The 26,398-nt window shown below is 56.9% G+C and carries 25 protein-coding genes; 11 read left to right on the top strand and 14 right to left on the bottom strand.

Annotation, left to right across the window (positions count from 1 at the left end; genetic code table 11):
• Position 1: 1 nt before the first annotated feature.
• The 7 genes from L971_RS04850 (at position 2) to L971_RS04820 (ending at position 7,366) form a co-directional block, all read left to right on the top strand.
• Positions 2-355, top strand: a complete 354-nt coding sequence (locus tag L971_RS04850; protein WP_024370619.1) for a hypothetical protein — start codon at positions 2-4, stop codon at positions 353-355.
• Positions 352-1,650, top strand: a complete 1,299-nt coding sequence (locus tag L971_RS04845) for a glycosyltransferase (protein ID WP_047374600.1) — start codon at positions 352-354, stop codon at positions 1,648-1,650. The genes L971_RS04850 and L971_RS04845 overlap by 4 nt, the downstream gene beginning before the upstream one ends.
• Before the next feature lie 145 nt (positions 1,651-1,795).
• The gene (locus L971_RS04840) at positions 1,796-3,085 is read left to right on the top strand and encodes a nucleotide sugar dehydrogenase (RefSeq protein ID WP_047374598.1); all 1,290 of its coding nucleotides are present in this window, start codon (positions 1,796-1,798) and stop codon (positions 3,083-3,085) included.
• A 17-nt stretch (positions 3,086-3,102) separates the two neighbouring features.
• Positions 3,103-3,900: an ABC transporter permease gene (locus L971_RS04835; RefSeq protein ID WP_034798952.1), complete on the top strand. Its 798-nt coding sequence runs from the start codon at positions 3,103-3,105 to the stop codon at positions 3,898-3,900.
• A gap of 13 nt (positions 3,901-3,913) precedes the next feature.
• A complete protein-coding gene (gene tagH / locus L971_RS04830; protein WP_024370615.1) occupies positions 3,914-4,771 on the top strand; it encodes a teichoic acids export ABC transporter ATP-binding subunit TagH in 858 nt (285 codons plus the stop codon).
• Positions 4,768-5,877, top strand: coding sequence for a non-hydrolyzing UDP-N-acetylglucosamine 2-epimerase (gene wecB, locus L971_RS04825; protein WP_047374596.1), 1,110 nt, complete (start codon positions 4,768-4,770; stop codon positions 5,875-5,877). Before tagH ends, wecB begins: the two co-directional genes overlap by 4 nt.
• A 58-nt stretch (positions 5,878-5,935) precedes the next feature.
• Complete coding sequence (locus tag L971_RS04820; protein WP_047374595.1) at positions 5,936-7,366, top strand: MBOAT family protein; 1,431 nt, start codon at positions 5,936-5,938, stop codon at positions 7,364-7,366.
• 285 nt (positions 7,367-7,651) lie between these two features.
• On the opposite strand, the gene L971_RS04815 is transcribed toward L971_RS04820, so the two are convergent.
• Positions 7,652-8,911, bottom strand: coding sequence for a DHHW family protein (locus L971_RS04815; RefSeq protein ID WP_047374593.1), 1,260 nt, complete (start codon positions 8,909-8,911; stop codon positions 7,652-7,654).
• A gap of 121 nt (positions 8,912-9,032) precedes the next feature.
• On the opposite strand from L971_RS04815, the gene L971_RS04810 reads away from it, so the two are divergent.
• Positions 9,033-9,533 (top strand): YdcF family protein, encoded by a 501-nt coding sequence (locus tag L971_RS04810; RefSeq protein WP_034798955.1) that lies wholly within the window; start codon positions 9,033-9,035, stop codon positions 9,531-9,533.
• 24 nt (positions 9,534-9,557) lie between these two features.
• Here L971_RS04810 and L971_RS04805 read toward each other — a convergent pair whose 3' ends face one another.
• The 3 genes from L971_RS04805 to L971_RS04795 all read right to left on the bottom strand — a co-directional run bounded on the left by L971_RS04805 (position 9,558) and on the right by L971_RS04795 (position 12,978).
• Positions 9,558-11,321, bottom strand: coding sequence for an acyltransferase family protein (locus L971_RS04805; protein ID WP_047374590.1), 1,764 nt, complete (start codon positions 11,319-11,321; stop codon positions 9,558-9,560).
• Positions 11,322-11,479: 158 nt separating this feature from the next.
• Positions 11,480-12,664 (bottom strand): chromate efflux transporter, encoded by a 1,185-nt coding sequence (gene chrA / locus L971_RS04800; protein ID WP_047374589.1) that lies wholly within the window; start codon positions 12,662-12,664, stop codon positions 11,480-11,482.
• Positions 12,665-12,669: 5 nt separating this feature from the next.
• Positions 12,670-12,978, bottom strand: coding sequence for a PadR family transcriptional regulator (locus L971_RS04795; RefSeq protein ID WP_024370608.1), 309 nt, complete (start codon positions 12,976-12,978; stop codon positions 12,670-12,672).
• A 204-nt stretch (positions 12,979-13,182) separates the two neighbouring features.
• Here L971_RS04795 and L971_RS14800 point away from each other — a divergent pair, with 204 nt between their 5' ends.
• Positions 13,183-15,867, top strand: a complete 2,685-nt coding sequence (locus tag L971_RS14800; protein ID WP_231557562.1) for an HD domain-containing phosphohydrolase — start codon at positions 13,183-13,185, stop codon at positions 15,865-15,867.
• Between the two features lie 37 nt (positions 15,868-15,904).
• Here L971_RS14800 and L971_RS04785 read toward each other — a convergent pair whose 3' ends face one another.
• Genes L971_RS04785 through L971_RS04775 form a run of 3 tightly spaced genes read right to left on the bottom strand, consistent with a single transcriptional unit; the run spans position 15,905 to position 19,072 of the window.
• Positions 15,905-17,008: an ABC transporter permease gene (locus L971_RS04785; RefSeq protein ID WP_047374587.1), complete on the bottom strand. Its 1,104-nt coding sequence runs from the start codon at positions 17,006-17,008 to the stop codon at positions 15,905-15,907.
• Entirely contained in the window at positions 16,995-18,134 is a 1,140-nt protein-coding gene (locus L971_RS04780; RefSeq protein WP_231557561.1) for an ABC transporter permease, read from the bottom strand. The genes L971_RS04785 and L971_RS04780 overlap by 14 nt, the downstream gene beginning before the upstream one ends.
• Positions 18,135-18,139: 5 nt before the next feature.
• Positions 18,140-19,072, bottom strand: a complete 933-nt coding sequence (locus L971_RS04775) for an ABC transporter ATP-binding protein (protein WP_047374586.1) — start codon at positions 19,070-19,072, stop codon at positions 18,140-18,142.
• A gap of 136 nt (positions 19,073-19,208) precedes the next feature.
• Here L971_RS04775 and L971_RS04770 point away from each other — a divergent pair, with 136 nt between their 5' ends.
• Both L971_RS04770 and L971_RS04765 read left to right on the top strand, forming a co-directional pair.
• On the top strand, positions 19,209-19,607 hold the full coding sequence (locus tag L971_RS04770; protein WP_024370603.1) for a hypothetical protein: 399 nt from the start codon (positions 19,209-19,211) through the stop codon (positions 19,605-19,607).
• 56 nt (positions 19,608-19,663) lie between these two features.
• Positions 19,664-19,864, top strand: a complete 201-nt coding sequence (locus L971_RS04765; RefSeq protein ID WP_024370602.1) for a CsbD family protein — start codon at positions 19,664-19,666, stop codon at positions 19,862-19,864.
• Positions 19,865-19,893: 29 nt separating this feature from the next.
• Here L971_RS04765 and L971_RS04760 read toward each other — a convergent pair whose 3' ends face one another.
• From L971_RS04760 to L971_RS04730, 7 genes are all read right to left on the bottom strand, one after another.
• Positions 19,894-20,820 (bottom strand): CAP domain-containing protein, encoded by a 927-nt coding sequence (locus L971_RS04760; protein WP_047374584.1) that lies wholly within the window; start codon positions 20,818-20,820, stop codon positions 19,894-19,896.
• Positions 20,821-20,931: 111 nt separating this feature from the next.
• Positions 20,932-22,110 carry an exo-beta-N-acetylmuramidase NamZ domain-containing protein gene (locus L971_RS04755; protein ID WP_231557567.1) on the bottom strand — a complete coding sequence of 393 codons (1,179 nt, stop codon included), beginning with the start codon at positions 22,108-22,110 and terminating at the stop codon, positions 20,932-20,934.
• A gap of 225 nt (positions 22,111-22,335) precedes the next feature.
• Complete coding sequence (locus tag L971_RS04750) at positions 22,336-23,892, bottom strand: C39 family peptidase (RefSeq protein ID WP_047374582.1); 1,557 nt, start codon at positions 23,890-23,892, stop codon at positions 22,336-22,338.
• A gap of 108 nt (positions 23,893-24,000) precedes the next feature.
• A complete protein-coding gene (locus L971_RS04745) occupies positions 24,001-24,759 on the bottom strand; it encodes an ABC-2 transporter permease (protein ID WP_024370598.1) in 759 nt (252 codons plus the stop codon).
• Positions 24,756-25,601 carry an ABC transporter ATP-binding protein gene (locus L971_RS04740; protein WP_047374577.1) on the bottom strand — a complete coding sequence of 282 codons (846 nt, stop codon included), beginning with the start codon at positions 25,599-25,601 and terminating at the stop codon, positions 24,756-24,758. Before L971_RS04740 ends, L971_RS04745 begins: the two co-directional genes overlap by 4 nt.
• Positions 25,598-25,804: a PLD nuclease N-terminal domain-containing protein gene (locus tag L971_RS04735; RefSeq protein WP_024370596.1), complete on the bottom strand. Its 207-nt coding sequence runs from the start codon at positions 25,802-25,804 to the stop codon at positions 25,598-25,600. The genes L971_RS04740 and L971_RS04735 overlap by 4 nt, the downstream gene beginning before the upstream one ends.
• A 108-nt stretch (positions 25,805-25,912) precedes the next feature.
• Positions 25,913-26,326 carry a universal stress protein gene (locus L971_RS04730; RefSeq protein WP_047374575.1) on the bottom strand — a complete coding sequence of 138 codons (414 nt, stop codon included), beginning with the start codon at positions 26,324-26,326 and terminating at the stop codon, positions 25,913-25,915.
• Between the last annotated feature and the right edge of the window lie 72 nt (positions 26,327-26,398).

Here is a 26,398-nt window from a genome sequence, read left to right as displayed (position 1 = left end):
CATGGACCGTCAACAAGTTGAGTATGTCGAACGTGAGAATGCATTTTTACGGGAACAGCTGCAAGCATTGACCGACCAAATCGAAGCGGTGAAACAAGACGTGCTCGAAGAGGGCGCGAAACATATCCGCGGTAAAGAAAACACGATCCAGAAGATGAAAGAGCTCGAGCGGGAAGTCCGGCAGGCGAAAGCGAACGCTGACAAGTGGCGGAAAGAAGTCGCGAGCGAGAAAGCGAAGCGGGAGACGGTCGAGACCGAACTCAAACGGATCCAACACATCGTGGAGCGCGCCAAAGCGATCCCGGTCGCCGGCAAGCTCGTCGCCAAGATCGAACGGGAAGGGCAATCGTCATGAGCGGGTACGAGGAGCAGTTGGCAGCGGTCCAGGCCGAGAAGAAGGCGTGGACACGCACGGTCGATGAACAGTTTCAACCGTTGCGCCTCCCGACTTTCTTAGAAGGTCCGACCGTGCGCGGCGTCAGCGTCATCGTCGCCTCGCACGACTCGGTGGAACTGCTGAAGGCGTGTCTCGCCTCGCTCGAACGTCAGACGCTTCAGCCGTCGCTCGTCGAATGGGTGCTCGTCTTCAACGGGCCGAACCGACAAGCGCTCCATAATGCGAGCCTGTCTTACGGGAAAGACGTCACCGTCCATCGCCTGCTCGAAGAAGAGGCGAACGTCGGCATCGCCCGCAACCGCGGGCTCGACGCCGCGACCCGTCAATACGTGACGTTTTTGGACGAGGACGACACGCTGAGCGAATCGTACTTGGAAGCGCTGTTCGCACGGGCGCTCCCGGACCGCATCGTCATCGCCGACATTCAAGATCGCGACCCGGAAGGCAAACCGCTCACGTCACCGCTCCATCGCGAGTTTTCACGTCTCGCCGGTCAGGACTGGGCGTATGAGCAGATGTCACAGCTATTGACGTTGAACGCCTGTAAGCTCGTCCCGACCGTCTACGCGAAACGCACGGCGTACGAGCCGAGCTTAAAGAGCGGGGAAGACGTCGTCTACTTCTCGACGCTGTTCGCCACGTTCACACCGCGCGTCGAGTTACTCGCGCCGGACACCGAGGCGATCTATTATCGGCAAGTGCGGGAACAGTCCGTCTCGAGGCAGGCGCAGAGCCACGACTTCTCGGTCCGCCAACGGATGGCGGTCATCGAGGCGCTGAATGCGTTGCTCGACCAGGTGGACGAGCCGACGCGGCGGTTAATCGAACGGAAAATCGACGCCCAGACGTCGATGATGAGTTTGTACTACCGGGACGCGGCGAACGAGCGGGCGACGATCCGCGACCTCGTCGCCGAAGCCGGACTGTCGTACTTCTCATATAGCGTGTTGAACCAGCACGCCGCATCGAGCGGTGTCGTCATCGGCGACAAGCTCGAACGAGCGGATGCGCTCATCGCGACGTATCCGGACACGGCCGTCATCCGTGTGTACTTATTGAACCCGTACACGCGCGCCAAATTAAAAGAGGTCGTGACCGATGATCAGTTCCGTCGCTTGACGTTCGCAAACGTTTCCGTCTCGAATTGGTCATTGTTGCCTGAAGTTTGCTATAGTGTAGGGGATGTGCGTGCGGCAGCGCTCAGTACGGAGTATCTACTCGGTACGAACGTACGAGCGGTTCGCCCGGTATAATCCCGTTTTGTCATGAAAATGTAATTGCTTAATAAATCGTATCAGGAGTATAATGGGTTTGATTTTTGGTAAAATCCTAAACAATATGAAATGTTAAGTAATATTCAGTGACACCTGTCACTAATCTATGGAGGTAAGCTCAACTATGAAAGTATGTACGATCGGATTAGGATATATTGGACTCCCAACGTCAGCGGTCTTCGCCCAATACGGCGTCGACGTCGTCGGTGTGGACATTCATCAGTCAGTTGTCGATAAATTGAACCGTGGCGAAATCCACATCGAAGAGCCAGGCCTCGGGGATGTCGTCAAAGACGTCGTCGCGAAAGGCAAGTTCCACGCATCACTTGAACCAGAAAAAGCAGACGCGTTCATCATCGCCGTCCCGACACCAAACAACGATGACGAGCACAAATCGTGTGACCTCACGTACGTGCTTGAAGCGACGAAACGCGTCCTTCCATATGTCGAGAAAGGCAACGTCATCATCGTCGAGTCGACGATCGCACCACGTACGATGGACGACCACGTCAAACCACTCGTCGAAGCGGCAGGCTTCACAGTCGGCGAAGACATCTTCCTCGTCCACTGCCCGGAGCGCGTGCTCCCAGGTCAGATCTTGCATGAGCTCGTGTACAACAACCGCATCGTCGGCGGGATCACGCCTGACTGCGCGGATGCCGGTGCGAAAGTATACGGCACGTTCGTAAAAGGTGAGATCATCAAGACGGACGCGAAGACGGCTGAAATGTCGAAACTCATGGAGAACACGTTCCGTGACGTCAACATCGCCCTCGCGAACGAACTCGCGAAAGTATGTAACGCCCTCGACATCAACGTCCTCGACGTCATCGAGATGGCGAACAAACACCCGCGTGTCAACCTTCACAGCCCAGGACCAGGTGTCGGCGGACACTGCTTGGCAGTCGACCCGTACTTCATCGTGGCGAAACAGCCTGAGCTCGCGAAAATCATCAAGCTCTCACGCGACACGAACGTATCGATGCCGGCCTACGTCGTCGAGAACGTGCAAAAGCTCGTTTCAGACCAGCCTGAGGCGAAAATCGCGGCATTCGGTGTAACATACAAAGGGAACGTCGACGATATGCGCGAAAGCCCAGCCGTCGAGATCATCGAGTTGATGCTCGAACAAGGCATGAACGTCGCCGTCCACGATCCACACGTCGAAGTCTCTTCGTCGAAACACTTCGACCTCGTGTCGAAAGAAGAAGCGATCAAAGATGCGGACATCGTCCTCGTCCTCGTTGACCACAACGAGTTCAAAGCGCTCGACTTCAACGAGTTGAACGCAGCGATGCGCCGTCCGATGATCTTTGACACACGTAACATCGTGAAGGCCGATGACAGCGACCTTGCGGTTGTCAACTACGGAAACTTGTACGAATACGTCAACGGGAAAGTGACGTTGGCCTAATCCGTTAGGTGCCCGCTATGATCAAAGCCTCGAAACAAGTATTCATCGAACTATGGGAGAGTCTCTATTTAATATTGAGACTCTCTCTATATGAAACGAAAAGTCGCTATTCGATGCAGTACTTCGGATACTTGTGGGAAATCATAACGCCGATCATTCAGATCGCGATTTATTGGCTCGTCTTCGGGTTCGGTCTTCGTGCGGGTCGAGACGTTGGTGATGTTCCGTTCCTTCCATGGCTCGTCTCAGGAATCGTGCCATGGTTCTTCTTTGGACCGGCCATCGTCAGTGGTTCTCGATCCGTTTTTTCGAAGATCGCACTCGTCTCGAAGATGAGTTTCCCGATCAGCACGATCCCGGCGTACGTCATCTTGTCGGAACTGTACCGACACGTGGCGATGGTCGCGATCGCGTTCATCTTAATGATGGCGTTTGGCATCAGTGAAGGCTGGAACTTGTTGTTCTTGCCGTACCTGCTCCTCAGTGCGCTCGCGTTCTTATACGCGTTCTCGCTGTTGACGTCGGCACTGGCCACGATAATCCGCGACTTTCAAAATTTGCTGTCACAAATTATTCGGATGATGCTTTATTTACTCCCTATCTTCTGGCAACCGACTGGAAAGCTCGAAACGATTCTCATGATCAACCCGCTCTACTATTTGGTGGAAGGGTACCGGTCGATGTTCCTCGGAACCGACTGGCTCATGCAGAACTTGGGCTACGGCCTCTATTTCTGGGGCTTCACGCTCGTGACGTTCTTGATCGGGTCGGCGATTCACGTCCGTTTCCGTCGCTACTTCATTGACTATATTTAAGGAGCGGTGACGTATGAGCTACCAAGTAAAGTTCGAAAACGTATCAAAACGGTACACGCTGTACCGAAAGCAAAGTGATAAACTGAAAGAAGTGTTGTTCAACCGAGCGAACGGGAAGCAGTTCTATGCGCTCCGCAACGTCACGTTCGAAGTCCCGCCCGGCGAAGTCGTCGGCATCCTCGGGATCAACGGCTCCGGCAAGTCGACGATGTCGAACTTGTTATCGGACGTCATCCCGCCGACCCACGGCAAGATCGAGCTGCGCGGCAAACCGTCACTCATCGCAATCTCGTCAGGACTGAACGGCAACTTGACGGGCATGGAGAACATCGAGTTGAAATGTCTCATGCTCGGGATGGACAAGCATCAAATCAAGGCGATCACCCCGGAGATCATCGAGTTCGCCGACATCGGCGACTTTATCGACCAGCCGGTCAAGACGTACTCGAGCGGGATGAAGTCGCGACTCGGCTTCGCCATCTCGATCAACATCGACCCCGACATCCTCGTCATCGATGAGGCGCTCTCGGTCGGGGACCAAACGTTCACCGACCGCTGTCTCGTCAAGATGAACGAGTTCAAAGATGAGGGCAAGACGATCTTCTTCATCAGCCACTCGGTGTCACAAGTCCGGCAGTTCTGTACGCAGGCGATCTGGCTCGAATACGGCGAGATCCGTGAGTATGGACCGGTCGACGAGGTGGCCGACGAGTATATGAAGTTCTTAAAATGGTTCCGCACGCTCGATTCGAAGCGCCAATCCGAGTTCAAGCAACAGAAGATGGCGCAGCGGACGACGATTGTCGACCAAAACGACGTCGGCGAGACGATCATCTTGCCGCGAAAACCCCTTAAAGGAGAATCTGTATGATTAAAGTTATGACCGTGTTCGGTACACGTCCTGAAGCAATCAAAATGGCTCCGCTCGTATTGGAGCTCAAACAACGTGAAGGGATCGAACCGATCGTCGTTGTCACAGCCCAACATCGGGAGATGCTCGACCAAGTTCTCCAGCTCTTCAAGATCACTCCAGACTATGACCTCGACGTCATGAAGAAGAACCAAACGCTCTTCGACGTGACGACGCGCGTCCTTCACGGGCTCGATGAAGTCATGAAAGAAGCGAAACCGGACATCGTTCTCGTCCATGGGGACACGACGACGACGTTCGCCGCGTCACTCGCCGCGTTCTACAACCAGATCGCGATCGGTCACGTCGAGGCGGGCCTTCGTACGTACAACAAGTACTCGCCGTATCCGGAAGAGATGAACCGTCAATTGACAGGCGTCATGGCGGACCTGCACTTTGCACCGACCGAGACGTCGGCTGAAAACTTGCTTCGTGAGAACAAGACGGAAGCAGACATCTTTGTCACGGGCAACACGGCGATCGACGCACTCAAGACGACCGTCCAAGACGGATACGACAACGAGTTGCTCAACCAAATCACGGCTGAAAACAAACGTCTCGTCTTGCTCACGGCCCACCGCCGCGAGAACCTCGGCGAGCCGATGCGCAACATGTTCCGCGCCGTTCGCCGTTTGATCGAGAAGTATGACGATATCGAAGTCGTCTATCCGGTCCACATGAACCCGATCGTTCGGGAACTTGCGGGCGAGATCTTGAACGACCTCGATCGCGTCCACTTGATCGAACCGCTCGACGTGTTCGACTTCCACAACTATGCGTCACGCTCGCACCTCATCTTGACGGATTCGGGCGGCGTGCAAGAAGAAGCGCCATCGCTCGGCGTACCGGTCCTTGTCCTTCGTGACACGACGGAACGTCCGGAAGGCGTCGCGGCTGGCACGCTCAAGCTCGCCGGTGTCGAGGAAGAAGTCATCTTCGGCCTCGCCGACGAGTTGTTGTCAGACGCTTCGGCGCACCAAAAAATGGCGAAAGCGTCTAACCCATACGGGGACGGGGAGGCGTCACGCCGCATCGTCGACGCAATCGTCGAACGCTTCACGCGTTGATGGCTTTAGACTGTCCCTCGGGGCAGTCTTTTTATTTTTCTAAGAGAGGAGGGACGTCATGCTCTTCAGTTCGACGATCTTTTTATTTTGGTTTTTACCGCTCGTCTTAATCCTATATTATGTGTCACCGCGCTTCTTGAAGAACACGGTGCTGCTCGTCGCGAGTCTGTTGTTCTACGCGTGGGGCGAGCCGATTTATACGGCCGTCATGCTCGCGTCGATCGTCATGAACTATTCGTTCGGACTGCTCGTCGACAAACACCGTGACAACAAGAAGAAAGCGAAGTGGCTCGTCGGCTTCATGGTCGCCGGGAACGTGTTGCTCTTGTCCGTCTTCAAGTACACGAGCTTCATCATCGAGAACGTCAACGCCGTCACCGGGCTCGAGCTGACCGATCCGCGGATCCCGCTCCCGATCGGGGTGTCGTTCTTCACGTTCCAAGCGATGAGTTACGTCATCGACGTGTACCGGAAAGATGGGAAGGTGCAGCGCAACCCGCTCGACCTCGCCCTCTACATCTCGCTCTTCCCGCAACTGATCGCCGGGCCGATCGTCCGCTATCAGACGGTCGCCGATGAGATCAACGACCGGAGAGAGACGATGGACGACTTCGCGAGCGGTGTGCAACGTTTCGTCATCGGTTTGGCGAAGAAGATGCTCCTCGCCAACAACGCCGGTTACGTCGCCGATCAAATCTTCTCGCAAAACGCGGGAGAGATGTCGATGGGGCTCGCCTGGATCGGCATCATCGCCTATTCGCTCCAGATTTACTTTGACTTCTCCGGATATTCCGACATGGCCATCGGGCTAGGGCGGATGTTTGGTTTCCACTTCCTCGAGAACTTCAACTATCCGTACATCTCGAGGTCGGTGTCCGAGTTTTGGCGGCGCTGGCACATCTCGCTCGGCAGTTGGTTCCGCGACTACGTCTACATCCCGCTCGGCGGGAACCGTGGCAGTGCGTGGAAGCTGTACCGTAACCTCGCTATCGTCTGGATTTTGACCGGCGTGTGGCACGGGGCGAGCTGGACGTTCATCGCCTGGGGTGCGTATTACGGCGTATTCATCATGCTCGAGCGTGCGTTCCTCGGGGCGTGGCTCAAAGCGCTCCCGGCCCCGCTCGCGCATGCGTTCACGTTGTTCGTCGTCATCATCGGTTGGGTATTCTTCCGAGCGGACGACTTCCCGTACGCCCTCTCATACTTGTCGGCGATGTTCAATTTGAACGGGGCGCCGGTATGGGATAGCGAGGCGATGTTCTACTTCGTGCAGTACGGGGTCATCTTGGCCATCGCGATGATCGCGGCGACGCCGCTCCCGAAACTGTTCGGTGAGAAAGTGCTGCGTCTCGAGCAGGACAGCAAGAAGCTGTGGGTCAACTATATGGCCGGCTTCATGCGGCTCGGCTTCATGGCGACGATCTTCATCTTCGCTGTGTCGTATATCGTCGCGAGCAGCTTCAACCCGTTCATCTATTTCCGGTTCTAACGAGGACGCAACGTATGTGATATACGTTGCGTTTTTTATTTTGTTGACTGCGCTCATCCTTCTGGCGCCTCCGCTTTCCTAGGGCGAGCAGGGAGCCGCATCGCAACTTCGTTGCTGCTGGGTCTCCCTATGCTCGCTAATCCCTCAGGAGTCTCCGGCGCCACCGGATGAGCGACACGACATGTCCCACTGGAAGGGGATCTATGCGTAGACCGTCAGCGCCTCGAAGTCATTAGACAAAAAAAGACGAACCCATTCGCAAACAGCGAATGGATTCGTCGAAATTCAATCATTCAATTTCTCATGGTAGAGCGGCACGAACTCGCCAAGGTTGACGTTATGGATGAACAAGACGACGTCGATGTCGTTTTGTTTCACGTACGTCTCGATCGACGACTCGTCGAAGTGACGGATGTCGATGACCGACAGATGACCGAAATGCTCCGGTAACAACGTCAGCATCGGGTTCGCATATGAGTCTTTCAAAACGAGCGCGCGCGTGTCGTTTTTCGGTGACTCCTGATCCATCGTGATGAGCGGCCAGTTGCGGTGGAGGAAGAGCGAATACATCTCGGTGTACGTCTCTTCCGCCTGGAGCGGCTTCTTGTTAATCAAGTTGCCACCGCACGTCTCGGAGCGGTTGTAGCAAATGTTGTTCGGCGTGTAGCCGGCTTTTGGCTCCATCCACTCGAACGTATCACCGTCTTTGACGTATTGGAGCGTCGTGCTGCGGGCGTATGATCCGTAATATGGACGTTCATGCGTCTTCGTCCGCAGTTCGCCAAGTTTGAGCGGCTCACCGACGCCTTGGTGGTCGTCCGCGATCTGCTTCACCGTCTGCGCATAGGCGAGGTAGGCACCGTGGATGTTCCAATGGTAGTCCGTCTTATAGAAGACGTCACTCAACGTGTCGGCCGTATTCAACGGTTTGCGGTAGTCCATGACCGTCAGCCCATCGACGGTCGCGAGGCCGTCCCGGACGTCTTTGAAGATCTTCGGCGCGTCGTTGCCCATATAGTCCGGCATGTTCGGTCCGACATCGACCATCGACGCCTTGTTCGGTGCGAGCCCGAAGTAGACGTCGACGTCCGAGGCTTGCATCGACTCGGTGAACGTCGACAAGTCGTCGAGCAGCGTATCGGTGTCGACCGTTTGTTTCATCGGTGACTCCATCGTCCCGTCGGCGGAGACGTAAATCCCATTCTTCACCGTCTGGAGGAACAAGTCTTTCGATAAGAACGCATGGAGGCTGATCCAGCTGTCGCGGCTGACGATATGGTCGGTCACGTACGCCTCGACGCTCTTCATGTAAGCACCGGACATGACGTTTTCGACCGAGAGCTCGACCGGCGGACCGGCGAGCTTACGGTTCTCCATGTCGGACACTTCGCGTTTCTCTGACGTGAGCGTCAAGTAGGCCCCGCCGATCAAGAAGGCGAAGAAGCCGAGAATCAACAGGCTATGGAGGACGAACATCGTCCCTTTATGTCGCGTCTCGCGCCGTTGCCGCATGCGGTCATCGGGCGCTCGGTTTACGTTTTGCATCATCGGTACTCCTTCGATTTAAATTAATCCGATACTCATTCTACCATATATTTGCTTTAGCTACTGTAACAAAGACGTATCAGTCGAATGATATAATCATTCGTAAAGGCAGGTGCAGACGATGAAACGACAACCAGACGGCACGTATCGATACGTCCTCATCCTCGGGGCGAAAGTGAACGGGATCAAGCCATCGAAAGCACTCCGGCATCGGATCGAGGTGGCGGCCGCTTACGCGACGCGTTTCCCGCACGTCGAGCTGATCGCGACAGGCGGACAAGGGCCGGACGAAGGGATGGCCGAGGCGCTCGTCATCAAGCGGGAACTCATCGCCCGTGGGGTCAGCGAGGAGCGAATCCACGTCGAGGCCGCGTCGACGTCGACGTATGAGAACTTTCTCCTCAGCCGCGTGATTTGGGATGGGGAACCGGGGCTCACCGTCGTGACGAACGATTTCCACGTCCGCCGGGCCCGGCTCGTCGCACGTCTCTACTTCGGGCTGAAGACGGACGCGCTTTATGCATTGACACCGGCTTCGGTCAAGCCGAAATATGTCATCCGCGAACAGCTCGCCTACATCAAGCTGTTCCTCAACTACATGCGCTGGAAGTGGCGCCCATGAAAAAATGACCTAGCGGGCGCTAGGTCATTTGTCGTTCATACAGCCGATCTCGTCTTCGAGCATCCGACCGAACGCCTCGGCGCCATCGATCGTCAAATGGACGCCGTCGCCTTCGAAATAGTCGCCTTTGCCGGCGGACGCCGCGTGCCAATCGAGCAGCGAGACGTTGTCGCGCTGTTCGCTCGCGCGGACGAGCTTGTCGTTCACTTCCTGCTCCCACGGACGTGGGACGCGCGTATTGATTAAGTAGACGTGGTCGGCGCCCGCGAACTGGTCGAGGAGCGTCTCGAGTTGTTCCGTCTTGAAGGCGCCGTTCGTCCCGAGATGGAGGAAGACGACGTGTCCGGACGTGTTATATGCCCCGTGCTTGGCGGCGACGTCTTGGGCGTCCCGCACTTGGCGGCCGAGCTCGGCGTCGATCTCGAGGTTCGGGAACGCGTTTCCGAGGTATTCGTTTAACCCGAGAAGTACCGAATCGCCGATGGCGAGCGCCGGTGGACACGAGTCGATCGGCCGCTCGGCTTCTGTTTCTTCAGGCGGTGGTTCTGGTGCCAGATTCGGTTTGACGACCGGGATCTCTTCGGTCCGCTCGTTCGTCCCGCTGAACGCGAGAATCGTCAAGTTGCCGATGAGGACGAGCGAGAGTGCGGTCGCGACGCTGACGGCAGCGATCCGTCCGGGCGACATGACGGGACGAAGGGATTGAAGCACCCCTCTGAAACCGTGACGGCGCACCGGCGTCTCGATCCAGCGATACGACAGCTCGGCGATGACGAGCGTCAATGCGACTTGGGCGAGCGCGCGGAACGGTTCGAACGTGCCGATTTGCTCGATCGGTGTCGTCAAGATGATGACCGGGTAGTGCCATAAATAGATACCGTACGTCCGGGTCCCGATCAAGCGCAGCCACTCGCTGCCAAACAGACGGGACCAGACGGTCGACGGGTGAGCCGTCGCGGCGATCAAGACGGCTGATGCCAACGCGACGAGCAAGAACCCGCCGTAGTAGAGGAACGTGCCATACGCGCTCGCACGCGTCATGACGATGAGGAGCGTCGCGAACGCCACTGCGCCCCCGATGTTCAAGATACGCCGGCCGACGTCCGGCATGTCGTGCTTGAACGCGTCCGGCCGCCAGCCGAAGGCGAGGACGGCCCCGATGAGGAGGGCGAACAGACGCGTGTCCGTCCCGTAATACACCCGGCTCGGATCGACGCCTGGTGTGAAGCTGACCGCCATCCAGAGCGCCGAGGCGAACAACGTCACGCCGACGACTTGAAGGAAACGACGCTTCGACTTCAAACCGAAAAGGAGAAGGAGCGGCCAGACGAGGTAGAACTGTTCCTCGATCGACAGCGACCATAAGTTTTGGAGCGGTGACGGCTTGCCGAAGCTCTCAAAGTACGACACGTCGTGGAAGACGTACCACCAGTTGTTCACGTAGACGAGCGCGGCGAGCGTGTCTTGCCGCACCGTATTGAGCAGATCCGGTTCGAACAGCCAAACGACCGTCATGACAACGGCAAGCATGAAGACGAGCGCCGGCAACAGACGGCGGAACCGGGCGACGTAGAACTTCTTCAAGTCGAGCCGTCCTTTGGCCGCCCATTCGCGCAACAGGATGCCGGTGATCAAGTAACCGGACAAGACGAAGAAGACGTCGACCCCGAGAAAGCCGGCGGTGATGTATGGTGTGTTCAAATGAAACAAGATGACGGCCAGGACGGCGAACGTTCGCAGTCCGTCAAGGCCGGGCATATATGTGTGTGAGTGGCGCAACGGTTGCATGCTCCCACTTCCTTTCGTACGTTTCCCTAATATTTAAAGAACAATATCTTTTAGTATAGCGAGACGTCACCTAGAAAAAGTTTCAAAGGATTAACATTTTTCTAAAAGAAGTGGAGAAAAACAGGGAATCAAAAAAGGACCTCGAAAGGTCCCATTCGTTACAGCATCCCGATAATCGTCCCGCCGATGACACCCGCGATGACGAGCGCCCACGGCGGCAGTTTCCAATAGGCGATCATGACGAACAAGAAGGCAGCGAAGACGAAATCGACGACCCCGTTCACTGTGCTCGTGAAGATCGGTTGATAGAACGCTGCAATCAAAATCCCGACGACGGCCGCGTTCACCCCGATGAGGGCACCGCCGACTTTCGGATTGCGACGGAGCGCGTTCCAGAACGGGAGCGCCCCGAGGATCAAGAGGAACGCCGGCAAGAAGATGGCGAACGTCGCGAGCAATCCACCCGGCACCCCGTCGATGACGGTCCCGAGGTACGACGCGAACGTGAACAACGGTCCTGGTACGGCCTGGGCCGCCCCGTAACCGGCAAGGAACGCCTCTTCGCTCAAGAAGCCGGCTGGGACGAGTTCGCGCTCAAGGAGCGGCAAGACGACGTGACCACCGCCGAAGACGAGCGCGCCGGCCCGGTAAAAGCTGTCGAAGAGGGCGATCGATTGGCTCTCGATCGTCTCGCGCAAGATCGGCAAGATGACGAGGAGCGCACCGAACACACTGAGCAGTACCGCACCGAGACGTTTCGACAACGGGAACGTCGCCGATTTGACGTCCAAGTTTTGTGGCTTGAACATTAAGAACCCGGCCACGGCGGCAAGCAAGATGACGAGCACTTGGCTATACGCCGTCTGGACGAGCAGGGCGCCGGAAAGGGCGAAAAAGGCGATCGTCCGTGTCTTCGCGTCCGGTGTCAGTTTGCCGGCCATGCCGAGGATAGCGTGGGCGACGATGGCGACGGCGACGACTTTCAAGCCGTACAACCAGCCGGCATCCGACACGTCAAGCCCTGATAGTAATAGGGCGAACAAGATGAGCGCAATGACCGACGGGGCAGTGAAGCCGATGAACGAGGTGATGCCGCCGAGGATTCCGCCCCGGACGATGCCGATGCCGATCCCGACTTGACTGCTTGCCGGTCCCGGCAAGAACTGGCAAAGGGCGACGAGGTCGGCGTACGCCTTCTCGTCGATCCATTTCCGCCGTCTGACGTATTCCTCGTGGAAATAGCCGAGGTGGGCGATCGGTCCGCCGAACGACGTCAAACCGAGCCGGGTCGAGACGAACAAAATCTCAAGTAACGTCTTTAGCGTCACGCGTTGTTTTTCCATGTGTTTCACTCCTTGATTTCTTTAAATAGTTCGTACGCTTTTTGACGGGCTTCCGCCAAGACGACGAGACCTTTGTCGGTCGTCGTGTAGTTTTTGCGGATATGGCCGTCGACGTTCTCGTTTGAACGTACCAATAGCCCGTCCTTCTCCATCCCGTGCAAAATCGGGTAGAGCGTGCCCGCACTGATGGTGTAGCCGTGTTCCCGGAGCTCTTCGACCATCCAAGCCCCATACACCGGGTGTTCCGACGCATGGTGCAAGATGTGGATATGGATGAAGCCGAGGAACAGTTTCCTAAGGATGCGGTCTTCCATCATCATCAACTCCTTGAAATCGAATTCCGATATCGGATATCGATGTCATTCTAACAATTGAGTCGATTCGAGGCAACGGCTGGAGTGCATATTTACATAAACTTAATGTGCGCACATTCGCATGAATCAATTCGGAAAATATAGGGAATTTATCGAAAATGAGGTAAACTGAGTAGTAGATATGACTATGTAGGAGGGAATGACGTGACAGAACGCGACCAGACGCAATACCAATCCTTGTTGCGCCATATGCCCCAAGGCTACGTCGAGTTCAAAGTCGTTTATGACGAGACCGGCGAACCGGTCGACTATGAGTTTTTCGAACTGAACGCTGCCTTCGAGAAGATCATGAAAGCGAAACGCGAGCAGTTCCTCGGCGGCCGCATCACCGACAAACTGAAAGACTTCGAATACAGCGAGCGGGAATGGATCGTCCAAGTCGCCCGGGCGGTGAGCAGCGGTGAGGCCATCACGTTCGAGCATTTCTCGCGCCGCAACAAAGCGTGGTATGAGCTGTCCGTCTTCAGTGAGCGGCCCGGCTACGTGTCGACGCTCTTCAACGATATCACCCCCCACGTGCAAGAGAACAACGCGCTCAAACAGCTCGTCAACGTCTCGCATCGTTTCGTCGCGACGGGGCGGGACTTGCTCATCAACCAACACTTCCTCGATCAGATCCGTGACTTCACGGGCGCGAAGGCAGTGACGCTCAACTTGATGAACGAGGACGGTGCGTCGTACTCGACAGTCGCCTTATCCGGCATCGATGAGTTGCTTGAACGGAGCCTCGACGTGCTCGGTTTCCATCCGGTCGGGAAGAAGTGGCCGATGACCGAGAAGCGGCGTGAACTGCTCGAGGCGGGTAGCCCGATTATCTTTGACGAGATCGAACCGCTCATTGATGGGGCGCTGCCGAAACGGCTCGTCAAAAACATTTTACGTATCTTTGACCTCGGTCAAGTCGTCCTCTTCAAAATCGAGAAGGACGGTGTGTTTTACGGCGACTTGACGATCGTGATGCAAGGACAGAAGCGGGCGAGCCGGCTCGGCCTCGTCGAGCTATACATCGTTCATATTCTCGAACAGATGACGAAAGCCGACCAGCAAGTCGGAGAAACGAAAGACTCAATGTTCGAAGGGTTCGCGACGGTCGACCTCGAGTGCATCATGTCGCTCCACAAGCGCGACGTTCTTCACTTGAACAAATCGTGGGAGCGTGTGCTCGGTTTCCCGCTCGAGGAACTCGAGAACACGGACTTCATCGGGCTCGTTCATCCCGACGACGTCGAGAAGACGGAACGCGCCTTCGCTGAGCTCGATACGGCACGCGAGCTGTTCCGTTTCGTCAACCGCTACCGGACAGTGGATGGCGATTACCGCTCGATCGAGTGGCATTGCAAAGTACAAGGCAGTTACATCTATGCCGTCGCCAAAGACGTGACCGAGCGGGTCCAGCTCGAGGAAGAGCTGGCCGAGCGGGACCGTCTGTTGACGAAGCTGTCCGATCAAGTGCCGGGCGCGATCTATCAGTTTGAGCGCCGGCCGGACGGGTCGTTCAACTTTCCGTTCTTCAGCCGCGGGTTCGAAGTGTTGACCGGTATCACGCTCGAAGAGATCAATCAAGATCCTGGGCTCGTCTTCACGAAGATCCATCCCGACGACTATCCGGACGTCATGGCGACGATTGACGAGTCGTATCGCAACTTGACGATTTGGGACGCCGAGTTCCGCGTCATCATGCCGGACGGACGGACGACTTGGATTTTAGGCTCGTCCCGTCCGGAAAAACTCGCGGACGATCACGTGCTCTGGCACGGCTACATCGGTGACGTGACCGAGAAGAAAAAGTATGAGATGGAAATCGAGTATTTGAGCTATCACGACCAGTTGACCGGCGTGAAGAACCGGCGCTATTTCGACGAGGCGCTCATCACGTACGATGATCCGGCGTATTACCCGCTCGCGCTCATCGTCGTCGACGTCAACGGCTTGAAGTTGACGAACGACGCGTTCGGCCACCTCGTCGGGGACCGGTTGTTGATCGAGGCGACGAACATTTTGAAACGAGAGATCCGCGGCAAAGACACCGTCGCGCGCATCGGCGGCGACGAGTTCGTCCTGATTTTGCCGCAGACGTCACCGCGCGAGGCGAATCAATTGTCGGACCGGTTGAACCGGCTGTTCCATGAGCGGTCAATCGAAGGGTTGCCAATCTCGGCCTCGTTCGGGGAAGCCGTGAAGATCGACGAGACGATGTCGATCGTGGAAGTGTACAATTTGGCGGAAGATCGGATGTATCATCATAAAGTGTCCGAGAAACAGAGCCGTCGTCACCACTCGATCCAGCTCATCATGCGGACGCTTTACGAGAAGATCCCGCGTGAAGAGGCGCACTCCGAACGGGTCGCCGCACTCGCCGGGAAGCTCGGCGAGGCGATGGGCTTCACAAGCTCGGAAGTGAGCGAGCTGAAGACGGCCGCCGTCTTGCATGACATCGGCAAAGTCGCCATCAGCAACGAGATTCTCGACAAGACGGGACCGCTCTCTGAAGCCGAGTGGCGCGAAATCAAGCGGCACCCGGAAGTGAGTTACAATATTTTGAGCACCGTGCCCGAATACGGGGTGCTCTCGGAGATCGTGCTCGCGCATCATGAGCGTTGGGACGGGAAAGGCTACCCGAAAGGGGTGAAGTCGTACGACATCCCGCTCGCCTCGCGCATCATCTCGATCGCCGACACGTTCGACGTCATGGTGACCGGCCGCCCGTACCGTCAGGCGAAGACGATCGACGAGGCGCTCAAAGTCATCCGCGAAGAAGCGGGCAAGCAGTTCGACCCGATGCTCGTCGACGTGTTCTTCGAGAAAGTCGTGCCGACGCTGCAACAATGAAAACGAGACGCCCCAAACTTGGGGGCGTCTCGTTTTGTCATGTCGTGAGCGGCTTTTTTTTCAAGAACAGGACGGTGACCGCAAAGAGGACGCTGGTCATCGCGACGAGGACAGCGAGCGACAAGAGCGGGAACTTGCCGGCGTACATGTCGGCGACGCCCGCATTGAACCAATACGTCGGAAGCAGCCGGCCGACGACTTTGAGGGAATCGGGGAGCCACGCGAGCGCGATGAAGGCTCCCCCGGTGATCGCGGCCGCCATCGTCACGGAGATCTGCCAAATGTTCGCCTTCTCCCGGTTCGACGCGGCGACCGCGATGAGCGCCCCGATCGCGAGACAACTGCCCAAGTAGGCGATGAACAAGAGCGACAGGACAGGCAAATGTTCGATGATGTCGTCCGCATAGAGGACGGCGCTGAAAGCGAGGAGCATGAGCACATAAAACAAACCGACCGCGAAGAACGATAAGGCGAGCGAGCCGACGTACCGGCGCGGCGTGATCGGAGCGGCGAACAGACGTGAATAAATCGACTCGTCCCGGTCGTCGGCGACGAACAACGGGATGAACTGGAGGAACGCCGACATCATGACGAACGACAACAAGCCGAGGAACGCTTGCGTCCGGGCGGTCGTCGTGACGCTCTCTTGAAACGGTTCGCTCGAGACGGTATAGCCTCGTTCCGTTTCGCGGTCGGCGAGCGTTTGAAAACCGGTCTCGTCATAACCGCTCGCGATGAGGAGTTGACGTTCCCGCGACAAGTGCGCGTTCAACGCCTGTTCGATGAGGGCGGCGTCACTCCCTTCTGTCGCGGGGAACGACAGCCGGGGCGTCTCGCCTTGGAACATCGACTCGGTGAAACGTTCCGGGATGACTAGGACGATGTCTTGCCCTTCTAAGAACGTGTCTTCTTCGGCGGTCGTCTCGAGCCGTGTCACCGGACCGAACCGTTCGGCTTCAGCGATGAGCCGTTCGGCGATGATCCCGCCGTCCCGGTCGAGGATACCGATCGAGGCGCTGAGCGTCGACGTCGAGTTGAAGAATGACAAGACGAGGGCGAAGCCGAACATCGCCACGAACGTGAACACCCACAGCCCTTTCTTCCGGAGCATCCGCTTGGCGACATGTCTAAACAGCACCACGGCGCGTCACCCCTTTCCAGAGCAAGAGACTGAGTGCGATAAGGACGAGGACGTGAAGCGAGAGCCAGCCGAGGCTTTGCCAAAACAAGGACACGTCACCGCCGCGCAGCAAAATCGCCAACAGGCCGTCCCGCATGAAGATCGGCATGAAGACGTAGCGGGCCCACGGCGCGTACGCGAGCGTCACTTGGTCGAAGCCCGGGACGTAACCGCCCGAGAGGATCATGATGATGGCGACGAAACCGTTGACGATCGCGTCTTTCGTCGAGTAGGCGAGCCGCGGCAAGCTCGAGATGAAGAAGCCGAACGCCGTGCCGTACAAGGCGAGCGCGAACCAGCCGACGAGGAGCAACTCGAGTCGCGCGTAGTCGAGCGAGAAGCTCCGATAGACGAAGTGGCTGAACGAGAACACGAGCACGAGCTGAAGGAAGATGAGCGTGTACCGGCTCACCGTGCGGGCGAGCCGATAGTCGATCAACCGCACCGGGGCGGCTTGGATGCGGAGATAGCTCCCGCGTATCGGTCGCTCCTCGTTCAACATCCCCGTGATATAGAAAGCCCCGAACAGCGCCGTCATGATGGAAATCGTGACGGTGAAGTATTCGAGCGATGTCGGGGTGCGGCCGGATAAGTCGATACTCGCGCTGTCGAGGAACGCGATGCTCTCGAACGGAGCGGAGACGCCCGCTTCGGCGAGCACGATCTGTTGATTGGCGATGGCCGTGTATTGCGTGAGCACCGCCTCGAGGACGTCGAACTCGACCGTCGTCGGTTCCTCGTATAAGAGCGTGACGTCCGCACCGTCGAGCTGGAGGATGACGTCGGCGTCCCCGTCGTTCACGGCCTGTTCCGCCTCGGCGACCGAGTCGTACCGGTTTAGCGTGAGAAAGGCGCTCAACTCATCCGACGTGAGGAACGATTCGAGCGGGGCCCGATATTCCTCGGTCGACGTCTCGACGTAGGCGACGTCCGTGACCGGGAGAGAGAACTCGGTGCTGAAGATGGCCGACAGCATCGTCCCGAGTCCGAAGATGAGGACGATCGGGAAGAGGAGCATCCAAAAGAGCGTCGACCGGTCACGGAGCTGTTGTTTGACATCGTATTTGATGAACGTCCATGTCTTCATCGTCATCACTCCCGGAGCGTCTTGCCGGTCAAGGCAAGGAAGACGGTGTTCAACGACGGCCGGTCGACGGTGATCGAGGTGAAGCGGACGTGTTCCGCATGGAGCGCATCGAGCAGCGGGGCGAGCGGGGTGTCTTTCTCGAGCGACACCTCAAGGAACGGTTCATGGTACTCGACCTTCCGCACCCGTTCGAGCGACTCGAGCTTCGCGAGGAGACCCGGTGTCAGCGCGTCGACTTTGATCCGTGCCGTCTCGAGCGTCATGACGCGATCTTTCAACTCGTCTTGCGTCCCTTCGGCGATGATCTTTCCTTCGTCGACGATGGCGACACGGTCACAGAGGAGCTCGACTTCCTCCATGTAGTGGGACGTATAGATGATCGTCGCCCCGCGCCGGTTCAGCTCGCGGATGTTCTCGAGAATCGTGTTCCGCGACTGTGGGTCGATGGCGACGGTCGGTTCGTCCATGAAGATGAGTTCGGGCTCATGGACGATGCCACAGGCGATGTTGAGACGACGAAGGAGCCCCCCGGACAGTTCCGGCGGACGTTTCTTCTGGTGGCTGCTCAGTTCGACGAAGTCGAGGGCGGCCGCGGTTTTGCGCTTCGCCTCGTCGGGCTTGAACCCGTACAGTTCGGCGAAAAACTGGATGTTCTCGAACACGGTGAGTTGATCGTAGACGGAAACGTGCTGCGGGACGATGCCGACACGCTGTTTGATGGCGAGCTCGTCTTTTGGCATCACTCGGTCAAAGATTCGAATGGAGCCGCTGTCGGCCGGATACAAGTTGAGCATGACGGAGATGGCGGTCGTCTTGCCGGCGCCGTTCGGACCGAGCAGGCCGAACAACGCCCCTTCTTCGACGTGGAGGGAAAAGTCGTTCAAGGCGACCGTTTCCCCGAACCGCTTCGTGACGTGATCGAGTGCGATGATGGACACGATAACGCAACTCCTTTCAAGTGAAAACCCATACAGAGATTTGTTCCCGTTTGCAGGGATTTTGAACGCCTTGTCGAATGAAAAACAATAGTCGGAGTATTCAGACAACTATTGGAAGACGAAGTGAGGGATCGGCATGAAAGGTTGGCAGTTCAATAAAGAAGAGTCGGCGGAGAAATTCCCCGACGAGATGGCGTGGTCGTTGTTTTGTACGGTCGAGCCGAAACGGATGGATACGACGCTCCCGTTTTATTATGACGAGTCGGTGTTCCGGTTTTCGAACGGAAGCGAGTCGTTCTATTTCAAAGTGTCCCCGAGCTATCACGAATTCGAGGTGAACGTCAAAGACGAGCGCGGCGAGCTGCTCTATTACCAACTGCTCCGCACCGTCGGTAAAGTTGAGGTGCTGGAGGACCGTCGTGACCACGGGGAACTGTTGATCGTCATGAGCGAGGACCGCGAACGCACGGTGACGACGATCGAGCTGACCGTCCGACCGCGATTCCGCGTCCTCGTCAAAGAGCACTATGTTTGAGTTTTCCTCACAGTGGTACATGAATTAGACATGACACCACAAGGAGGACATCACACATGAGTAAAGACGGATTGAACAAAAAAGTTGATGGATTGATCGATAAGGCGGCAGGCAAAGCGAAAGAAGCAGCCGGCAAGGCGACGGACAACCGTTCGCTCGAGCGTGAAGGGAAGAAAGACCAAGTGAAAGGCACGGCAAAAGAAAAGACCGGCCAGGCGCAGCAGAACCTGGACAGTCTGAAAAACGATCGCCGTTAATTCAAGCGGGCTCATGACGAGCCCGTTTTTCATTTAGTCAAAAATACTTGGACGTGAATTGTCTGACCTTGCGCATTTTTCGCCGCACCGACCCCGAGGTGGGTGAAGCGGGTGTTCAAGATGTTGGCGCGGTGCCCGCTCGAGTTCATCCACGCCCGGACGGCCGTGACCGGATCGCTTGAGCCCATATAGATGTTCTCGCCCCAACCGCGGTAGCTGACGTTGTAGGCGTCGAGCGTGTCACCCGGGCTCCCGTTCTCACGGAGCTGGTGGGAGAACTGACCTGTGCGCGCCATCTCGTCGGCCCGGACTTGGGCGACACGGTTCGCTTCCGCCGAGGCACCGAGAACCGACAGACCGGCCGCCTGGCGTTCCTTGTTCGTCTCGCTCAAGACGGACACGGTCGTAGGTGCGGTGAACGTGACGTGTTTCGCCATCAAGTAGCCTGTTTGCGTCCCGACTTTCACTTTGTACCAACGGGTCGGACCGGTGTAGCGGTAGCTGATCGTCTCGAACTTCGTGCCTTGGCGGAGGAAGGCGAGGTTCGACGAGACGGTCGAGGCGCCCGACTTCAAGTACACGCTCGATGGCGCGACATATGCCATCTGCTTATAAGCGACCTCAGCCGTCGACAGCTTCACGTAGGCGGCAGGGACGTAGGCGAACCCGGCGCCCCATTGAATCTTGTACCATGTTGAGCCGTTGACGTTGAACGACGTCCGCACCGTCATCGTGCCGTTCCGGGGGATCAGACCGAGCCGAGCGGCCGAGAGGGAAGGGGTCTTGCGGACCGGCAGTTGGCTGATGTTGGTGACGCTCCCTTTCGTGTTGACGGCAGTTTCCGTATAAGCGGCCTCGACACTTGCCGGTTCGAGCGGAAGTGGGGACGTCGACGGGGTGAACGTGAGCGTCGCCGCGAGGGCGGCGGAGGTGAGGAGTGCAATTGGTTTTTTCAAAGGGATGGCTCCTTTTCGAATAATCTATCCTTATAATATATTGAAGAGGGGATTAGTGGGTATTACCATTTCATTACAAAACAGGCAGACTCAGCTGAGCCTGCCTTCACATCATTTGTATAACAAATACTCTTTCCGAATCGGCAGGAACGCGTCACGCTCGGCATCGACTTTCGCCATAATCGCCTCGAGCGGCTCGCCGGCGAGGATCATGTCCTTCACGTAGGCGTTCCCGGTCAACTTCGTGATGAAGTCGTTCGCGAGGAACTCGAACTCGTCCGGATACAAGTCGTGGGCCGTCTTCACCATGGCGATGCCGGTCTTGACCGCTTCGAACTTCGTCGGCTCGGTGACGTACACTTCGACGCCGTGCGACAGTTTGCCCGCGTTCTTCGAGAACGTCGGCGTGAACGACGCGGCGCGGAACGTGACGCCAGGAAGGTCGAGGTCGTTCAACGTCTGGGCGTACTCGTGCGCTTTAATGTACGGTGCGCCGATCAACTCGAACGGCTTCGTCGTGCCGCGGCCTTCCGACAAGTTCGTCCCTTCGAATAGCCCGGTCGCCGGATAGACGTTGACCGTGTCCGTCGTCGGCATGTTCGGTGACGGCATGACGAACGGGAGGCCCGTGTCCTCATACAGCATCGAGCGCTTCCAGCCTTTCATTTTGACGACCTCGAGGTCAGCTTGAATCTGATACTCCGTGTTGAACAAGCCGGCGAGTTCGCCGACGGTCATACCGTGTTTGAGCGGGATCGGATAGAGGCCGATGAAGCTCGAGTAGGCCGGGTCGAGCACAGGTCCGTCGACACGGAGACCGCCTTGCGGGTTCGGCCGGTCGAGGACGATGAACGGGATGTCGTTCTCGGCTGCGGCTTCCATCGCGTACGCCATCGTGTAAATGTACGTGTAGTACCGTGTGCCGACGTCTTGGATGTCGAAGACGAGCACGTCGACGTCCGCAAGCATCTCCGGTGTCGGTTTCCGCGTCGCCCCGTATAGACTGTAGACGGGGAGGCCGGTCACTTCATCGATATACGAGCTGACCGTGGCCCCGGCCTGGGCGTCACCGCGCACGCCGTGTTCCGGACCGTAGAGCGCCGTCAGTTCGAAGCTGTCCGCGTTGTGGAACAAGTCGACGATGCTCGTCATCGACGAGTCGACGCCGGTCGGGTTCGTGATCAAGCCGACGCGTTTGCCGTCGAGTAGTGATGTGTCGGCCATGAGCCGTTCGACCCCGAGCTCGACTTTCGGCTTCTTCGGCACTGATTTCGCGTCCGTCTCGAGCATGACGAGCGACGAGGTGATGAGCGTCAAGGCGGCGACGCCTCCAATCCATTTCTTCATAACAATTCCTCCTTCATAGAATGTGAGCGCTTTACTTATTTAGTTGAAGTGTAACATTCTGTATTTTTAATTCAATATAATTTAATAAAAATAGGAAATTTTATTTCTTAGATTGGTTCGGATTACCTAAAAAAAGAGCCAGACGTGTGAGCGTCTGACTCCTGTTTCTTAGCGGACGGACAACGCCTTCCAGCCAGTCGCGCCCATGACGGCGCTCACTTGTGATTTCGGGATCACAAGGCGGCCGCGGTACGGGTCGTTGATGTAGAGGTTGGTTTTGTCGTAGCCTGTCGCGAGCATGACGTGATAGTTCAAGAAGCCGGTGAACTTCTGGTTCGAGGCCGTGTACCAGTTGAAGTGGCCGTACGGTGTCTTAAAGTCGACGCTCGCCCAGACGATGACCGGGTTACCCATCGCCAGCTCGCGCTCGATCGAGGCGAGCCCTTGCCCGGTGAGATCTTTCACCGGACGATATTTGCTCGAGAAGAAGATCATCCCTTTCGGATAGATGCCGTAGTTCCGATACTTGCCGAGCGTGCCTTTCGGGTCGCCGGTGAACATGACGTTCGGGTCGACCCAACGGTACAACCGATTCTCATAGCGAGCGTTCCACATACTTTTCGGCATCTCTCGATAGAGCGTCTCGGCGCTGACGACCCGTCCTTTCTTCTCGAGCGCCATTTTGAGCGAGAAGAACTCGCAGCCGGACGGATAGCCCATCTGGAACTGGCGATAGAGCGGGACGTTCATCTTGTAGACGGATAAGGCAGGGGCATAGGCGCCGCGGCTGCCGAACGTGGCGTTGCCGACGCGCTTGTTTTTATACATGACACCGGACGCATCGAAGAAGTACCAGTTACCGTTGATCAACTGCCAATCCGTTTTCTTCGTGAGCGCGGGCGCGAAATATTCGTATTGGGTCGTGTACTTCCAACCAGTCTCACGGACGCCGGTCGAATGGAAGTGATAGGTGACCCCGTCGAGCGTTTGCTTGCCACGTAACCGGTAGCCGTACGTCTGATGCAGGCCGTACACTTTCCCGCCGATCGTCTGGAGGCCGTGACGACGCACACCGTCCGTCCCGAAGTAATAGACGTTCGTCCCGTACGTCTGCCAGCCGGTCGCCATCTTTCCATTCGCGAGAAACAAATACTTCTGCCCGCTCACGGTGTACATGCCGGTGCGGATGATGCCGTCAGCGAACAGATAGTGCCGGTTCCCGTTGATCGTCTGCCACCCGGTCAAGAGGACACCGTTCGGGGCGAAGTAGTGACGGTTGCCGGAGACGGTCCAAAATCCGGTCAGCATGACGCCGGTCGAATGGAAGAAGTATCGTTTGCCGGACACGGTCTGCCACCCTTTTTGCATCACGCCGTCAACACTGAACAAGTACGTCTTCCCATCAATCGGCTGAAAACCGGTCGCCACCTTTCCGTCCGACTGGAGGTAGTATCGTTTCCCGTCAAGAGCGAGCCAGCCGGTGGCGAGGACACCGTCCGGATTGAAATAGTATGTAGCCTGCTCGATGAATTGCCACCCGGTGACCATGATGCCGTTCGCATCAAAGTAATACGTCTTGCCGTCAATCGTCTGCCATCCTGTTAACAGTGTCCCGTCAGCCGCCGTGTACACGGTCCCGGCCGGTGTCGTCTCGAACCCGGCCTCGGCATGAGTCGGTAAAAGCAGTACGAAACTGAGCACCGCCATCCATACATATCGCTTCATTCATGTCCCTCCATCACTCGCTAGAATTGGAATTATTTTGTAATCATTCTATACCCGAAATGATGCGGGATGAACGATTGAAAGGGACCTATTTTTCTGGGACGTCAATCAGGACGATTTGCTCAAAAAGCGCAGGTACTTCGATGCGAGGTATAGACAGAGTCCGACGAGCAACAGCCCGCTCAACAACGCCCAAAGCGGGTTCACTTCGAACAGAAGCACTTCCCCTGACAAGCCGCCGAGCCGCCACGGTAACCATTCCCACTCGAGCCAACTGATGAGGAGCGACAAGACGAGATGGCTCCCGAGCGTGATGACGAGTGCGACGAGGCCGCTTTCAAGCAGTGCCGCGAACAAGAAGAAAATCGAGAGTTGGACGATGAAATGGGCGATCAACAGCCCGGTCGACACGAGGAAGTCTGTCACATTGAACGTGTCGAAGAGGATGAACGTATAATATGCGGCCGTTCCTTGGGCGAGTAAAAGCGAGACGGTCGAAAGGAGCGTGTAGTGTCCCCATTTGCTAGCGACGATGCGCGTCGCTGGGATGTTCAATGATTTCAGCCAGGCGAGCGTACCGAGTGTCCGTTCTTGGCTGAACGTATGCATCGCCGACAACAGGACGACGAGCAGACCGATTTGCCGTAACTGCTCACCGGCCGACAACAGCACCTCGGCCGGTGAAGGAGCGGGGATCTCGATGACGGCGCCTTCCGGTAAATTGCCGCCGGCTGCCAAAATATCGGGTAAGAAGTAGAGCGTGAGCGGTTGCATCGCGGCGAGCAACATGAGCGCGACTGGCACCCAGATGAGCCGTTTGTTGCGCCACGACTCGTTCCATTCTTGTTTAAAGATGGCGGTCTTCATGCGTTCACCTCCAAAAAGAGCGATTCGAGCGAAGGATGGCCGACGTGAAGCGACTGCAAGCGCAACTCGTGGTCGAGGATCGTCTTCAAGATGGCTCGCTCCGTCACGTCTTTCGCTGACGTCTCGAGTTCCCACGACGTCCCGGAGCGTGTGACACGAATCACGCCTGGGAGCGCGGTCCAGACGTCCATTGACGTCGGATCGTCGAACAGTCGAAGTTGAATCGACGACTTCGAGCCGAGCAAATCCGTGACCGTCCCTTCCATGAGCAGTTTGCCTTGCCGGAGCAAGAGCACCCAGTCGCTCGCCTCCTCGGCGTCCGGCAAGACGTGGGTCGAATACAGAATCATCCGTTCTCGCTTCAAGTCGCTCAACAGATCGAGCACTTCACGGCGTCCGCGCGGGTCGAGCGCCGACACCGGTTCATCTAGGAGCAATAGTTCCGGGTCATGGACGAGCGCTTGGGCGATGCCGAGCCGTTGCCGCATCCCGCCGGACAGCTGTGCCGCCGGCCGGTCGACCGGGTCGAGACCGACACGGGCGAGCAGTTTCACCGGATCCGGTTTCGTTCCTGTCAGTTCACCCGCATAGCGAATCGTCTCGACCGGGGTGAGCGATGGATAAAGCGCCGGGCGCTGCGGCAAGTAGCCGACCCGGATGTTGTCATGGCCGATGAGTTCACCGGACGTCGGCGTCGTCACGCGCGCCATCATGTTGAGCAGCGTCGTCTTACCGGCCCCGTTCTCGCCAAGGAGTGACGTACAGCCGGGGCGGAGCGAGAAACTGACGTCGTCAAGTGCGGTGAACGTGCCGAACCGTTTCGTGAGTTGGTGAACTTTCATCGTTTCGTCCGTCCCCAGAGGAAGTAGATGATCGGACCGAGGATATTCATGAACAAGATGACGAGCAGCCATACCCACTTCGGACCGTTCGTCTCGTTTCGTTTGAATAGGTCGATCAAGGCGAACGTCAACAAGACGAGCTGCAAGATGAGCAGCGGTAACAAGATCAGCAATAACATGCCGGGGTCGTTTGCAATTTCCATATAAGTCCCTCCTTATTCAAAACATTCTTTACTCCATTCCACATCTGGCGGTCAGTTCCTGTATCGGACACAAAAAATCCCTTTCTCGCAATGGAGAAAGGGGCGTGTTCATTTGACGATGATGACAGGGGCGAGCGCTCGCTTGGCGAGCTTGTGGCTGACGCTGCCGAGCACGAACTCTTGGAACGCGTTCAACCCGCGCGATCCGACGACGACATATTCGTAAGGCTCGTGGTTGGCGTACTTGACGAGCTCGACATCCGGCTCACCACGGAGCTCGATGTACTCATACGCGATGCCTTCCGCTTCAATCAAGTTAAAGAGCGGCTGAAGCATGCGTTGACGTTTTGTCTCGAGGTCAATCTTGCCCGTTGAGTTGAGCGCGGCTTCTTTTGATTCTTTCGCGCTGATGACGTGAACGAGATCGATTGAAGCGTTTGACGCCTTGGCGAGTTGAATCGCTTTCTCAAGCGCTCGTTTTGAGTGGGCAGAACCGTCTGCCGCGATAAATACCTTTCCCATTACAAGTCCTCCTCTTTCACACATTCTCTTTTTAGTATATGCGATTGACCGACGTGACGAACAGAAATTTCA

Origin of the sequence: Exiguobacterium sp. ZOR0005, from assembly GCF_000798975.1 — a bacterium.
GTDB lineage: Bacteria > Bacillota > Bacilli > Exiguobacteriales > Exiguobacteriaceae > Exiguobacterium > Exiguobacterium aurantiacum.
The sequence above is the reverse complement of the archived record's forward strand: the minus strand, read 5'-3'. Positions and strand labels throughout refer to the sequence as shown.